This window comes from Vibrio tubiashii (assembly GCF_028551255.1).
In the GTDB taxonomy this organism is placed as follows: domain Bacteria; phylum Pseudomonadota; class Gammaproteobacteria; order Enterobacterales; family Vibrionaceae; genus Vibrio; species Vibrio tubiashii_B.
On the sequence record NZ_CP117029.1, the window covers coordinates 659,150 to 673,519 of the forward strand.

Annotated in this window: 11 protein-coding genes; 7 read left to right on the forward strand and 4 right to left on the reverse strand. The window is 45.6% G+C overall.

Annotation, left to right across the window (positions count from 1 at the left end):
* Positions 1–3: 3 nt before the first annotated feature.
* Positions 4–3,093: a beta-galactosidase subunit alpha gene (gene ebgA / locus LYZ37_RS03070; RefSeq protein ID WP_272786409.1), complete on the reverse strand. Its 3,090-nt coding sequence runs from the start codon at positions 3,091–3,093 to the stop codon at positions 4–6.
* 303 nt (positions 3,094–3,396) lie between these two features.
* Positions 3,397–4,383 carry a transcriptional regulator EbgR gene (gene ebgR, locus LYZ37_RS03075; RefSeq protein WP_004747873.1) on the reverse strand — a complete coding sequence of 329 codons (987 nt, stop codon included), beginning with the start codon at positions 4,381–4,383 and terminating at the stop codon, positions 3,397–3,399.
* Between the two features lie 351 nt (positions 4,384–4,734).
* Between ebgR and galE the strand changes: the two genes are divergently transcribed.
* The 4 genes from galE to galM all read left to right on the forward strand — a co-directional run bounded on the left by galE (position 4,735) and on the right by galM (position 9,190).
* The gene (galE, locus tag LYZ37_RS03080; protein WP_272786411.1) at positions 4,735–5,754 is read left to right on the forward strand and encodes a UDP-glucose 4-epimerase GalE; all 1,020 of its coding nucleotides are present in this window, start codon (positions 4,735–4,737) and stop codon (positions 5,752–5,754) included.
* 64 nt (positions 5,755–5,818) lie between these two features.
* Entirely contained in the window at positions 5,819–6,871 is a 1,053-nt protein-coding gene (locus LYZ37_RS03085) for a UDP-glucose--hexose-1-phosphate uridylyltransferase (RefSeq protein ID WP_272786412.1), read from the forward strand.
* 97 nt (positions 6,872–6,968) lie between these two features.
* Positions 6,969–8,123 (forward strand): galactokinase, encoded by a 1,155-nt coding sequence (galK, locus tag LYZ37_RS03090; protein WP_272786413.1) that lies wholly within the window; start codon positions 6,969–6,971, stop codon positions 8,121–8,123.
* Positions 8,124–8,131: 8 nt separating this feature from the next.
* Positions 8,132–9,190 (forward strand): galactose-1-epimerase, encoded by a 1,059-nt coding sequence (galM, locus tag LYZ37_RS03095; protein WP_272787137.1) that lies wholly within the window; start codon positions 8,132–8,134, stop codon positions 9,188–9,190.
* 69 nt (positions 9,191–9,259) lie between these two features.
* On the opposite strand, the gene LYZ37_RS03100 is transcribed toward galM, so the two are convergent.
* Complete coding sequence (locus tag LYZ37_RS03100) at positions 9,260–9,604, reverse strand: ribosome recycling factor family protein (RefSeq protein ID WP_272786415.1); 345 nt, start codon at positions 9,602–9,604, stop codon at positions 9,260–9,262.
* A gap of 228 nt (positions 9,605–9,832) precedes the next feature.
* Between LYZ37_RS03100 and ahpC the strand changes: the two genes are divergently transcribed.
* Together ahpC and ahpF are read left to right on the forward strand one after the other, a co-directional pair.
* Positions 9,833–10,390, forward strand: coding sequence for an alkyl hydroperoxide reductase subunit C (ahpC, locus tag LYZ37_RS03105; RefSeq protein ID WP_004747884.1), 558 nt, complete (start codon positions 9,833–9,835; stop codon positions 10,388–10,390).
* A gap of 271 nt (positions 10,391–10,661) precedes the next feature.
* Entirely contained in the window at positions 10,662–12,254 is a 1,593-nt protein-coding gene (gene ahpF / locus LYZ37_RS03110; RefSeq protein WP_272786416.1) for an alkyl hydroperoxide reductase subunit F, read from the forward strand.
* Between the two features lie 101 nt (positions 12,255–12,355).
* On the opposite strand, the gene LYZ37_RS03115 is transcribed toward ahpF, so the two are convergent.
* Positions 12,356–13,246, reverse strand: a complete 891-nt coding sequence (locus tag LYZ37_RS03115) for a LysR family transcriptional regulator (RefSeq protein ID WP_272786418.1) — start codon at positions 13,244–13,246, stop codon at positions 12,356–12,358.
* Between the two features lie 205 nt (positions 13,247–13,451).
* Here LYZ37_RS03115 and LYZ37_RS03120 point away from each other — a divergent pair, with 205 nt between their 5' ends.
* Complete coding sequence (locus tag LYZ37_RS03120) at positions 13,452–14,333, forward strand: aldo/keto reductase (protein WP_272786419.1); 882 nt, start codon at positions 13,452–13,454, stop codon at positions 14,331–14,333.
* Positions 14,334–14,370: the final 37 nt, after the last annotated feature.

Genomic DNA, 14,370 nt, shown 5'->3' on the forward strand with positions numbered 1-14,370 from the left:
GGGTTATGCCTCATTTGCTGTAGTTGAAGTAAAGAAACCTTGTTCAAAGCGGTGTTGCGCCATTGTCTGTGCACTGCAATCCCCTGTTTGCAGGGGAACGAGTGTCAGCCCATAACGGAACTCATCCATATAAACTCGGTAAGAGTCGAGCACTTCGCTACCCCAAGAGTTCGAGCCAAGCCCCATCAATTTATGGTCCAAGTTGAGGGTGATGTAACCGCTCTTTTCTAGCTCAATCGTGTGCTGTGCTTGATGTAGGTTTTGATTGGTGTAGAACCAAGCGCTGAAGTTGATCTCTTGCTCTGGCTTCACTAACAAACCAGTACCATTGCGGTTGGTTAACGCCGCCCAGCGAACCTGTTGGCGATTGCCGTTGTTCTGCGGGAACGGGTAGTTCTCAAACATGTCGGCAACTGTGCTGTGGTAAACATCGATCAGGTTTGCCTGCTTGCTATCTTGATAGTTTTCTTCAGGACCACGACCGTAGTATTTCACTTGGTCAAACTCGCCGTTGATGCCAAGGTCTAGGCCGATAACTGGGATGACATGAGGGTAGTCGCCGTAACGTTCACCGCTCAGTTCTAGGTTTAATTGACCGTCAGCACTCACTTGGTAGCAGTATTCGCAGCGCATACCAAAATCAAACACCGGCGGCGCAATGATGCTGGTGGCGGTGATCTCTACTTTGCCATCAAGATACTCAAGGTGTAGGGTGCGGAAATGCTCTTGCATGATTTGCAGGTGAGCGGGCTCCCATAGACCGTCGTGCTCTTGTTTATGGTTATCGATCATCGGCTTAAAGAAGTTCAGTTTAGGTTCTGATTGAATCAGCTCTTCGCCATTGACAATCCAAGAGGTCAGCTTGCCATTCACTTTCGAGAAGTTAAGTGCAAAGTTATTGCCTGAGATCAGGTAGTTAAGGCGGCTTTCTTCAACGATAAGTGGTGTCGCATTTTGATTGATGAAGTTTGGTTCTATCGCCGTGCTTTCTTTGAGCTGGTATTGGTAAACAGCTATCTCATGGTTTGCGGCGCTGTACAGGGTGCGCGTATCTTTGCGTACCGTGAAGTTAATGAAGACTTCACGCTCATCAAGTTCAGGGATGGCGATATGAATTTCACGCGCTGAGTTTGCGCTAAGCTGTTCTACTTTGAACTGAACGCTGCGCAGTGTTTGACCTTCAGCGCGAATATCGGCGGTGATGGTGTAATCATTGAGATCGCTAAACCAAAGTTTGTTTTCAACAATGAACTTGCCTGCTTGCTCATCCACAGCGCGGATTTTCACTGGCGCAATCACTTGCTTGTACTCTTTAAGCCCCGGGCCAGGCGTTTGATCTGGATAAATCAAACCATCCATACAGAAGTTGTAGTTGTTCGGATAGTCACCGTAATCACCGCCGTATTTGTAGAAGGATTGTCCTTTTTCATCACGAGCTAAAATGCCGTGATCACACCATTCCCAAACGTAGTGGCCTTGAATATGATCATGTTGGTAGAACACATTTTGGTACTCAGTTAAACCGCCAGGGCCATTACCCATTGCGTGGGCGTATTCACAGATAATGCGTGGCTTCTCGTGAGGAAACTCACCAAAGTAGTTCATCAGTTGAGCGCGGGAGTACATGGTTGAAATCACGTCGACCACTTCTGCATCTCGGTCTTCTTCGTAATGCACTAGACGAGTGTCATCAATCGCTTTGGTCGCCTCATACATCGAGCGAATATTGCAGCCATAGCCTGACTCATTGCCTAGCGACCACATAATGATTGAAGGGTGGTTTTTTTGGGCATGAACATGACGTTCCGCTCGATCAACAAATACCGCTTCCCATGCTGCGTCGTTAGTGATTCGGCTGAGATCGCCAACGTTAGCAAAACCGTGGGTTTCCACATCCGTTTCGGCCATCACAAATAGGCCGTAAATATCACACAGTTCGTAGAAGCGTGGGTCGTTCGGGTAGTGAGCAGTACGCACAGAGTTGATATTGTGTTGCTTCATCAAGACTAAGTCTTTTTCCACACGCTCCATTCCGACAGCGCGACCTTTCAGATGATCGTTGTCGTGACGGTTAACACCATGCAGCATCACATACTGATTATTGATGTAGAACAGACCATCGCGCACCTTAATGTCACGAAAACCCACTCGTTGCGGAATGACTTCCACGGTTTTACCTAGGTGGTCTTTTAAGGTCAGAACCAGTTGGTAAAGATAAGGATTTTCTGCCGTCCAGTGGATTGGCGCATCCATTTCAATCTCAAAGCGAGCTTGTGTTGAGGTATCGATTGTCAGGTTGCTGCAAGAGCCTTGTGCAACAACCTGACCTTTATCCATCAGTGCATAGTCAAGCGCGTAGCCAGAAGCTTGTAGGTCAGATAAGTTTTCCAGTTCTACTTGGCAAGAAAGGGTTGCTGCTCGGTAATCTTCGGCGAAATCCGTGCGAACAGTGAAGTCCTGTACGTGAACTTGCTCTTTACCGACTAGGTAAACATCACGGAAGATCCCCGCAGTCCACCACATATCTTGGTCTTCGATATAAGTAGAGTCTGCCCACTGCATAACGCGCACTGACAGTAGGTTTTCACCTTGCTGAACGAACTGAGAAATATCAAATTCAGCGGTTAATCGGCTGCCTTTACTAAAGCCTGCATACTCACCGTTTACATACAGTTCGAAGTAGGTTTCAACGCCGTCAAATTTAATGATCGTTTGCTTGTTATCCCAGCTCTCACCTAGGGTGAAGGTGCGTTGGTAAGCACCGGTTGGGTTATCGGTTGGCACGAATGGCACATCAATTGGGAATGGGAAACCTTCGTCGGTGTACTGAAGGTCGCCGTGGCCTTCCATTTGCCACATGTTCGGAACCGTAATCTGGCCCCATTGGGTCATCTTTTGCGAATAGAACTCTTCGGGAACCAACAGAGGGTTAGTGAAGAAGTTAAAGTTCCATTGACCGCTCAGAAGCATAAAGCGGCTGCTGAGTTCGCGTTGGAAGGTTTGAGCTGTTTTCACTGAGTCATAAGAGAAGAAGTAAGCACGTGGTGCCATACGGTTCTCATGCAGATGTAGGAAGTTTTCCCAGTTGTTCACGTTTACTCTCCCTCGGCTAAAACGATCGAATGATCATGCCGACGTTGTAATGAAATAATTGCTCATTGAGCATCTGGGAAAGATATTAGTAAAAGTTTTACTAAAATAAATTTGTGAAAACGTTTTACTTTAACTTGATCACGATTTATTGACTGAATTGTCTGAAAGCTGTGATCTGTTTAAAAGAGTGAATATTGAACAGTAAATGTGTAGAAGCTAAGCAGTAAGCACTGGGGTAGGGAAAGGGAGATAATAAAAAAGCGCTGAAAATCAGCGCTTTATGTGAGTAATTAGCAGTGGTAACTACTTCTTGGTAGTATCTCGAAGCTTGAGTTTACTTGGGACGTATACTTGCAAAGGGAGCGCTCGTCCATCGCGCGCTTTTTCGATCAGTAAGTTAACTCCCTGAATTCCCATCATTTCAGAGTGAATTCTTACTGTTGAAAGAGAAGGGAAGGTGAACTTAGCGGTTGGAATATCGTTAACACTAATCAATGAAATGTCTTGCGGAATATTAAGGCCATGCTCATGAATCGCACGCAATACACCAATCGCAATTGAATCAGAGGCAATAAAAAGTGCGTTAGGGTAGTCCGGTTTAGCGAGCATTTCCTTAGCTAAATCATACCCTGACGAACTAGTAAAATCACCGCGGTAGATATCATCTAGAGAGACAACACCTTTTAACTGCCCATATTCTGCAAAGGCAATTTCACGAATATCGGCACTATTGGGTTCGTCTTGACCGCCGATGAAACCAATACGTTGATAGTCTTGAGCGATGAAAAAATCGGTGATTTCTTTGCTAATGCGCACGAGATCGATGTCTACCGAATCATATTCACAGTTCGCGTCACTGAAATCGACATAACAGATATTGTCGGTGAGTTTTTGGACTTCAGATAAAACATTTGGATGACTGCGACCAACTAAAAGGACACCAGTAACCTTATTGCCTTCAAGAGAAATTTCATTGTTATAACAATTGGTTAGTTCGATGCCTAGTTTGTCACATTGGGTCTCAATACCATGGCGAATCGACAAATAATAAGGGTCATTCACTTCTGCTTCTTGCTTGTAGTTGTAGACAGCAAGAAAGTGGTGATTGTGCTTTTTCCCCAGTCCAGCACGTTTTGAGCTACTGGTTTTGTATTCTAACTTTTCTGCAATTTCCAGAATGCGGTGCTTGGTTTCTTCTTTCACACTGAGTGTCGGATCATCGTTTAAGACTCGCGAAACCGTCGCTAAAGAAACGCCTGCCTCAGTTGCAATATCTTTTAGTGTTGCCATGTGTTCTTACATCCCTTTTTGAGCGGGCAATCTAACTATTGGTCTCTATTGTAAACAAACACACTGATGAAGTACTAATTTTTAGTAAAAATTGTTGTCAGCTTTGCCCTGAGTGTAAAGCAGCAGAGATGGTTAGCTAGAAAACCAATAAAAACAGGGATTAGAAGGGATTTTAAACCCATAGTTAAAATCATTTTCTGCTTAATATCTTCCCTCTTCTAATGAGTGATTTTGTGGAAACGTTTACACAATGCGAATTTGATCACGGATCTGTATGCGGTTTGATTGGTAGACTTTTTCCAACATCAAGCATTGAGTATTTAGTGCTCAAGATTATCTGGAGAGCAAACAGTGAAAGTTCTAGTCACAGGTGGGATGGGATACATCGGCAGTCATACCTGCGTTCAAATGATTGAAGCAGGGATGGAGCCAATTATCGTAGACAATCTAGTTAACTCAAAACAACAAGTGTTGAGCCGCGTTGAAGGGTTAACGGGTAAAAAGCCAACGTTTCACATGGGCGATATCCGAGACGAAGCGTTTCTAGACTCTGTGTTTGCGCAGCATGACATCGACGCCGTTATTCATTTCGCTGGACTTAAAGCGGTCGGTGAATCGGTGACAAAACCACTTGAGTACTACGATAACAATGTTAACGGCACCTTGGTCTTGGCGCGTTGTATGCGTAAAGCTGGCGTGAAAAGCATTGTGTTCAGCTCTTCAGCAACCGTGTATGGCGACCCGCAAACTGTGCCAATTACTGAAGACTCTCCAACAGGGGCCACAACCAACCCCTATGGCCGCAGTAAATACATGGTCGAGCAATGTTTGAGTGATCTCTTCAATGCAGAAAGTGATTGGAGCATCACGCTACTGCGTTATTTCAATCCGGTGGGGGCTCATCCATCAGGCACCATGGGTGAAGACCCACAAGGTATCCCAAACAATTTAATGCCTTTTATTGCTCAAGTTGCAGTGGGACGACGCGAATCTTTAGCGGTATTTGGGAATGACTACCCAACACCAGATGGCACTGGAGTTCGTGACTATATTCATGTGATGGACTTGGCCGATGGTCATATTGCAGCGCTAAAATCTGTTGGCGATAAAGCGGGCTTACATGTTTACAACCTAGGTACGGGTAAAGGTTCCAGTGTGCTTGAGATGGTGAATGCATTTGGTGCAGCTTGTGGTGCGCCTATTCCTTACGAAATCTGTCCACGTCGCCTAGGTGATATTGCTGAATGTTGGGCGAGTACAGATAAAGCGCAGCGAGATTTAGCTTGGAAAGCCACTCGCAGTGTCGATGAAATGACAGCCGATACATGGCGCTGGCAATCAGAAAACCCTAACGGCTATTCCCCTACGTAACAAGGTTGCACTCCAGTTTCATTGGCGAATGCACAAAGGTATTTTTAAAAGTTGAGTAAGTAATATGTCGAGTATTGAGTTTAACCCAGTTGATCATCCACACCGCCGCTACAACCCGCTAACAGGGCAGTGGATTTTAGTTTCACCGCATCGCGCTAAACGTCCATGGAGTGGGGCGGATGAAACCCCATCTACTGCTGATTTGCCAAGCTATGACGGTAAGTGTTTTTTATGCCCGACGAATGAGCGTATTTCTGGTGATGTGAACCCTGATTACCAAGGCACTTATGTATTTAACAATGATTTTGCTGCTTTGATGACTGACTCACCAGAGGCGCCCGAATCAGAAAATCCATTGTTTAAAACTCAGGGTGTAACAGGGTTGAGCCGGGTTATCTGTTTCTCCCCAGATCACAGCAAAACTTTACCTGAGCTTGCCGTTGAAAAAATTCGTGGCGTGATCGATACCTGGAACGAACAAATTGAAGAACTAGGTAAAGACTATGTTTGGGTGCAAGCTTTTGAGAACAAGGGTGAAGCCATGGGCTGCTCTCAGCCGCATCCGCATGGTCAGATTTGGGCGAACAGTTTTCTACCCAATGAAATTGAGCGCAAAGAACAAAATCTAAAAGCTTACTATCAAGAAAAGGGCACCAATTTACTGGTCGATTATGTTCAAGCTGAATTGAAAGATGGCGAGCGTATTGTAGTGGAGACCGAACACTGGGTAGCGCTAGTCCCTTACTGGGCGGCTTGGCCATTTGAGACCATGCTACTACCGAAAACGCATATTCGCCGTATGAGTGAGCTGACAGAAACCCAGCGTGATGATTTGGCTGTGGCAATCAAAAAACTTACCAGTCGTTATGACAACTTATTCCAATGCTCTTTCCCTTACTCAATGGGTTGGCACTACGCACCTTTCTTTGAACAGGGTACGGATATTGAACATTGGCAACTACACGCACTCTTCTATCCGCCACTGCTGCGCAGCGCAACGGTTCGTAAATTTATGGTGGGATACGAAATGCTGGCAGAAAGTCAGCGTGATTTAACCGCAGAGCAAGCGGCGCAGCGTCTGCGTGATTTGAGCGATATTCACTACAAAGAACAGTAGCCTCTGTCTTATTTAAGTTGCAGGTATTTAAGAGGCGTCATAATCGTGGTTTTAGATTGAGCCGCTATTAGAGAATTAAACAGTTTGAGAATTTACTATGTCTGATCTAATCCAAAACGTAAAAACTTCTTTTCAACAAGCGCTAGGCTATGCACCAAGCCACATTATCCAAGCGCCGGGGCGCGTTAATTTGATCGGTGAGCATACCGACTACAATGATGGTTTTGTTCTGCCATGTGCCATTGATTACCAAACTGTCGTTGCAGCAGCTAAGCGTGACGACAATATTGTTCGAGTTGTGTCGGTTGATTATGGCAATGAGCTTGACGAGTTTGATATCAGCCAAGAGATCACCTTTCAGCAAGACAAAATGTGGTCGAACTACATTCGTGGTGTAGTGAAGTACCTTATCGCACGCGGTTACGAGTTTAGTGGCGCGGATATTTCTGTCAGCGGTAACGTTCCTCAAGGCGCAGGGCTTAGCTCATCAGCAGCGCTTGAAGTGGTGATTGGTCAGACATTTAAGGTGCTTTATAACCTAGAAATATCTCAGGCTGAGATCGCTCTTAATGGTCAGCAAGCTGAGAACGAATTTGTCGGATGTAAATGCGGCATTATGGACCAGATGATTTCTGCTGAAGGTAAAGAGAACCACGCAATGCTGCTTGATTGTCGCAGCCTAGAAACGCAGGCGGTTTCAATGCCTGAAAACATGTCAGTGGTGATCATTAACTCGAACAAAAAACGTGGATTGGTCGATAGCGAATACAACACTCGCCGTGAGCAATGTGAAGAAGCGGCTCGCATCTTTGGTGTAAAAGCGTTGCGTGATGTCACTATTGAGCAGTTCAATGCTAAGGCGTCTGAATTAGATGAGATAGTAGCAAAGCGTGCGCGCCATGTGATCAGCGAAAACGACAGAACGGTTGAAGCGGCTGATGCGTTGCGTAATCACGACATGAAGCGCATCGGAGAGTTGATGGCACAATCCCATGCCTCTATGCGTGACGACTTTGAAATCACAGTCAAAGAGATCGACACCTTAGTTGAGATCGTTAAACAAGTGATCGGTGAGCAAGGTGGCGTTCGTATGACAGGAGGCGGTTTTGGTGGTTGTATTGTTGCGGTTATGCCACCTGAACTTGTAGAGCCAGTAAAAGCGGCGGTTGCAGCACAGTATCAAGCTGCGACTGGGCTGAAAGAGTCTATCTACGTGTGCCAAGCTAAAAATGGCGCAGGTGTGGTGGAGTAACTTAAATGATGGCTCATCCTCTTTTTGAGAGTATGACTAAGCAGTCTGCCTATGATGGGCAGCCTGCTCAGTTAATCGAATTGACCAATGCTAGAGGGGTTAGCATTGTGTTGATGGACATCGGAGCTACATGGCTCAGTTGTCGTTTACCTTTGGCGTGCGGGGAGCAGCGCGAAGTCTTGCTTGGTGTAGGGGCTATGGCTGACTTTGAGTGCCAACAAAGTTACATGGGGGTAACGGTTGGTCGCTATGCAAACCGCATTGCCAATGGTCTTTTTGATCTCGAAGGTCAGCAAGTTCAGTTGGTGACGAATCAAGCCGGCAATTGCTTACATGGTGGCGTCACTGGCTTTGATAAGCTGCGCTGGAAAATTGTCGAGCAAAGCGCTCAAAGGGTGACTTTTAGTTTCCAATCTCCAGATGGTGACCAAGGCTTCCCCGGTAATCTAAGTGTCTCTGTCACTTATCAGCTCGATAACGACGGCAGCGTCTCGATTGAATACTTTGCTCACACCGACAAAGCAACGCCAGTCAATCTGACGAATCATGCCTACTTTAATCTCAATGGAGCGGGCAGCGAGTTAGACGCGCGCCATCATACTTTGAATGTTTGTTCTGATTACTATTTGCCAACCAACGATGTGGGGATTCCACTCGGTGAGCTGGAAAGTGTGACTGGCACTGGATTCGACTTTCGCGTGGCAAAAAGCATCACGCAAGACTTGTTGCAAGATGAGCAACAGCAAGCGGCGAAAGGCTATGATCACAGCTATTGGTTTGAGCCAAATCGCGACCGAACATTACCTGTTGCCAGCCTAGTTAGTGAAGACAGCTTAGTGACTATGCGAGTGTTAACCGATAAGCCCGCAATGCAGCTTTATACTGGTAATTGGTTAGCAGGAACCCCAGCGCGCGATGGGGAAGAATATGCAGACTACGCAGGCGTAGCATTGGAAACCCAATTTTTGCCTGATTCGCCTAACCATCCAGAATGGCAGCAGCCAAGTTGTATTCTCTACCCAGATCAGGAATACAGGTATAAAACCACCTATCAGTTTGCGTTCTAATTGAGCTTCGAAAGCACCACCTACTAATAACGCCAGTCTGATAACTGGCGTTATTTATTCTGGTTGGTATTAAAGCCCTTCAAATTCGTCAATCGCGGCTCTTGCTTCAGAAAGAGAACACCCCGACTGAGTAACAAGCTGATTGATTGTGATATTTGGTGACTCAGCAATGATGGCTGACAGATCAACAACGGGAGTGGGCAAAGCTTTCTCTATCGCTTTCACAATCCACAATGTGTCTTCCGCAACCAAGTGTTGTTTGAGTTCTCTTAACGCTTGTTCCTCTCCATTAAGCAACCAATGCCGAGAACGTCGAATACGCTTTACTTGGCAGCCATTAGCAACAATCGCGCTGATAACCTGCGCTTTATCGTTAACGCGGTGAACAAAACTGTTTAACGGAACGGAAATCATGGTGAGTCAATTAAGGGATTAATAGATGCCACTTTATCGCAACACACCTCAAATCGCCACGCTCTCTATTTCCATGTGGAGTTGATAGATTTTCTCTATCTCGATTGATAGTGATTCCCTATCAGAGCAATAGAAACGTTCAAATTTACCTATCAACCTGGTCAGGGCAATATAACTCCATCGACGCAAGGCAGCGTTCAAACACTAGATTAGAAAGAGAGTAAAATCATGATCAACACACAAATCAAACCATTCTCAGCAACAGCATTTAAAAACGGCGAGTTTGTAGATATCACAGAGCAAGACGTGAAAGGCAAATGGGCAGTATTCTTCTTCTACCCAGCTGATTTTACTTTCGTATGTCCAACTGAGCTTGTAGACCTACAAGAGAAGTACGCTGAACTTCAATCACGTGGTGTAGAAGTTTACTCAGTATCAACTGATACTCACTTCTCACACAAAGCGTGGCACGATACTTCTGACAAGATCGGTACTATCGAATACTTCATGGTAGGTGACCAAACTGGCACTATCACTAACAACTTCAACGTGATGCGTGAAGGTCAAGGTCTTGCTGACCGTGCTACTTTCCTAATCGACCCAGAAGGTACTATCCAAGCAATGGAAATCACTGCTGAAGGTATCGGTCGTGACGCAGAAGACTTACTACGTAAAGTTAAAGCGGCACAGTACGTTGCAGCAAACCCAGGTGAAGTTTGCCCAGCGAAATGGAAAGAAGGTGAAGAGACTCTAGCGCCATCTCTAGACCTAGTAGGTAAAATCTAACCTCATTACCAGGTTTGTACAGGTATGCCTTGCTCTGCTCCTATTGAGCTTGGCATACCGCCTTTACTGATAAAGCCATACCCGAATAGGGTGTGGCTTTTTGCGTCTGGTTTTTTGCAGAAAAGAATTCTGATGGCGTGTGATTTTCGATAGGTTTTGCCTACCAAACTAATAGAAACGTTCAAATTTACCTATCTACGACCGCAGGGCAATATAACTCCATCAGCGCAGTAGAGCGCATCTGAATCACAAATGAATAGTAGGTAATATCATGTTAGACCAAGCGATGAAGCAGCAGCTTAAAGCATACCTAGAAAACTTAAAAACAGACGTTCAGCTTGTATTGAGCCTTGATGAAAGCGAAACAGCAAGCAAGCTCCAAGCACTGGCGGATGATATCGCTTCACTGACAGACAAAATCCAAGTAACGCGTGACGACAACGCAAGCTCACGCAAACCAATTATGCAGGTTGTGAACCAAACACAAGGGACAGCGATTGGTTTTGCAGGCTTGCCAATGGGTCACGAGTTTACATCTCTGGTTCTCGCTCTTCTTCACAGCGGCGGCCACCCAATCAAGCTAGAAGCGGAAGTGATTGAGCAGATCAAGCAGCTAGACCAAGCACTAAACGTGGAAATCTTTATTTCACTATCATGCCAAAACTGTCCTGAAGTAGTTCAGGCGTTCAACATGATGTCTGCGATTAACCCTCTAATCAAAACAACCATGATTGATGGTGCTGCATTCCAAGATGAAGTGAAATCACGCGATATCATGGCGGTGCCTAGTGTCTTCATCAACGGTGAGCTGTTTGGTCAAGGCCGTATGTCACTGGCTGAGATTCTTAACAAAGTTGACTCCGGTGCAGCAGCGAAAAAAGCAGCCAGCCTAAACGAACAAGCACCATTTGATGTTTTGGTTGTTGGCGGTGGTCCTGCGGGTTCTTCAGCGGCAATCTACGCAGCACGTAAAGGCATTCGCACAGGTGTCGTCGCTGAGCGCTTCGGTGGTCAGGTGATGGATACTATGGCGATTGAGAACTTTATCTCAGTCAAAGCGACAACCGGTCCTAAGTTAGTTGCGAGTCTAGAAGAGCACGTTAAAGAATACGGTGTGGAAGTGATGACTGAGCAACGTGCTGCTAACGTTATTGATGCAGAGCAGACCGAAGATGGTTACATCCATGTTGAGCTTGAAAGCGGCGCAGTACTAAAAGCTCGTACAGTGATTACCAGTACAGGTGCACGCTGGCGTGAAATGAATGTTCCTGGTGAGCAAGAGTACCGTAACAAAGGGGTTGCTTACTGCCCACACTGTGATGGTCCATTATTTAAAGGCAAGAAAACAGCGGTAATCGGTGGTGGTAACTCAGGTATTGAAGCAGCGATTGACCTAGCCGGTATTGTTGAACATGTTACCGTTTTGGAGTTTGCAGACACCCTACGTGCTGACCAAGTTTTGATCGATAAAGCCAATGCGACACCTAATATTGAAATCATCAAGATGGCGCAAACCACACAAGTGCTAGGCGACGGCAACCGTGTTACTGGCTTGGAATACCAAGACCGCAACACAGGTGAGATTAAGAAAATCGAATTAGCCGGTATCTTTGTTCAAATTGGCCTAATGCCAAACAGCGAATGGTTGAAAGGTACTAAGGTTGAGCTTTCACCACGCGGTGAAATTGAAATCGATGCGCACGGTGCAACTACGATGAGCGGTGTTTTTGCTGCGGGTGACGTAACTACGGTACCGTACAAGCAAATCATCATCGCCATGGGTGAGGGTGCTAAAGCAAGCTTAGGCGCGTTCGATTATCTAATTCGCACACCTGCTCCAGCAAAGGTTGCTGAAACAGCGTAAAGCGCTTATCCCTGTCCATATTCATTTGCAAACATTTTGTCGGTAATTTCGACGCCACTTCCAAGCGATTGGAAGTGGCTTTTTTTGTTTGTATGTAGCGACTACTTATCTTCAAACCACTTTTGGGTGAAATCGATAAAAGCGGCAAGCTTGTTGCTGCTACGTAATTGCGGTGGGTAGATAAGATAAATATTGCTTCTGGCAATAAAGTAATTCGGTAGTAGTTGTACTAACTGCCCACTATCTAATGAAGGCTGCACCAAGTAGCTCGGCATTTTGATAATGCCTATGCCTTGTTGTGCGGCGGTTAGAAGCAGCAAGTTGTCGTTAAGCAACATGTTGCCGTCCGTTTCTACCTCGATGGTTTTAGTCCCATCGACAAACTGCCAACGACATAAGTTAGGATCGGATAAACAGTTGTGATTGACCAGCTCGTCGGGGTGAGTGGGTTCGCCATGTTTCTCTAGATATTCTGGAGCCGCGCAGCAGATGTGTTGATAAGGAATTAGCTTCTTTGCCACCATGTTGTCTGGTGGATTGTTGGTGGCTCTAATTGCTAAGTCGAAATGACTTTTGGTCAGATCTTCGCGGTTATAACCGACATCAAGATCAAACTCGATTTCAGGGTATTGCTGCTGAAATTGATGACAAATATCGATCAAGAAGCGATGGCTAAAAATGGTGGGTGCAGTAATTCGAAGTAGGCCACTGACATCGCTCTTGGTGTGGTCGAGCTCTTTTTCCAACTCAAGGATAGAAGTATTGATAAACTGCATCTTCGCCAGAATTTTTTCTCCCGCCGCAGTTAGACGCACATTGCGTGTCGAACGAATCAGTAGACTGGTTTCTAGTTCTTGCTCTAACTGATTGATTTGTGAAGAAAGGTAGCTGCGTGAAATACCTAAATTGTCCGCTGCTTTAGAAAAGCTGAGTTGTTTTGCCACTTCACTAAACAACGCATAGCGCTCGAAGCGTTTGTGCATCTTCTGCATATCTGACTCACCTGAGTTCTTGAATCTGTCGTTAATTATATCGTTCTATATAGGAAATTAAATCTCATCTATTGTGCTGTATATCGAATTATCTTTTCTTGTTAGCTAGTTTAATCCCTAGCTTTAGTACCAGTATACTGAGTGCAGAACAGAGTAAACTCACGGCAATATTGCAATGGTGAGGTCTATAAATCAGGGGATAGAGATGAATAAGACACATCCGGTGTTTTCACCAATGATCCAAGGTTACTGGCGTATGGCTGAGTGGGGAATGACCACTCAGCAGCAACTGTCGTTTGTTAAGCAACACCTAGAGTTAGGTATTACAACGGTAGACCATGCACCTGTTTATGGCCCAGACTCTGCGTGCGAGCGTATGTTTGGGCAAGTGTTGGCGTTAGATAGCAGCTTGCGCGATCAAATTGAGATCGTCTCTAAATGCGGAATTTACCGTGGTGAAGATCCTCAGGTTAACCATTACAACAGTGGTAAAGCCGCCATTATTGAATCCGTTGATCAATCGTTAACTCGACTCAATACCGATCATCTAGATGTGTTACTCCTGCATCGCCCAGACTTACTGATGGATGCTGATGAAGCGGCTGAAGCATTCGCTCAGTTAAAAGCCGCGGGTAAAGTAAAACATTTCGGTGTGTCTAACTTTACCCCTGCTCAGTTTGCTCTATTGCAATCAAGAGTTGAGCAGCCGTTGATCACCAATCAAGTCGAGATCAATCCGGTCAACCTGCAAATGACGGAAGATGGCACGCTAGACCAATTACAGCAACATCGCGTGCAACCAATGGCGTGGTCTTGTCTTGCTGGTGGGCGTATCTTCAGTGAAGAGAGTGAACAGATGGATCGCATTCGCCACACCTTGACACAAGTGGCGCAAGAAATCGGCGCAAGCTCGATCGACCAAGTCATTTTTGCATGGGTATTACGTTTACCTTCCAACCCAATCCCAATCTTGGGCAGTGGTAACATTGAGCGTGTTCACGCTGCGGTTGGGGCGCTTGAACTGTCATTGACTAATGAGCAGTGGTACCGAATTTGGGTTGCATCGAAAGGTCATGGTGTGGCTTAAATGCCTAAAACAACAAAGGCGTTACTCAGGTAACGCC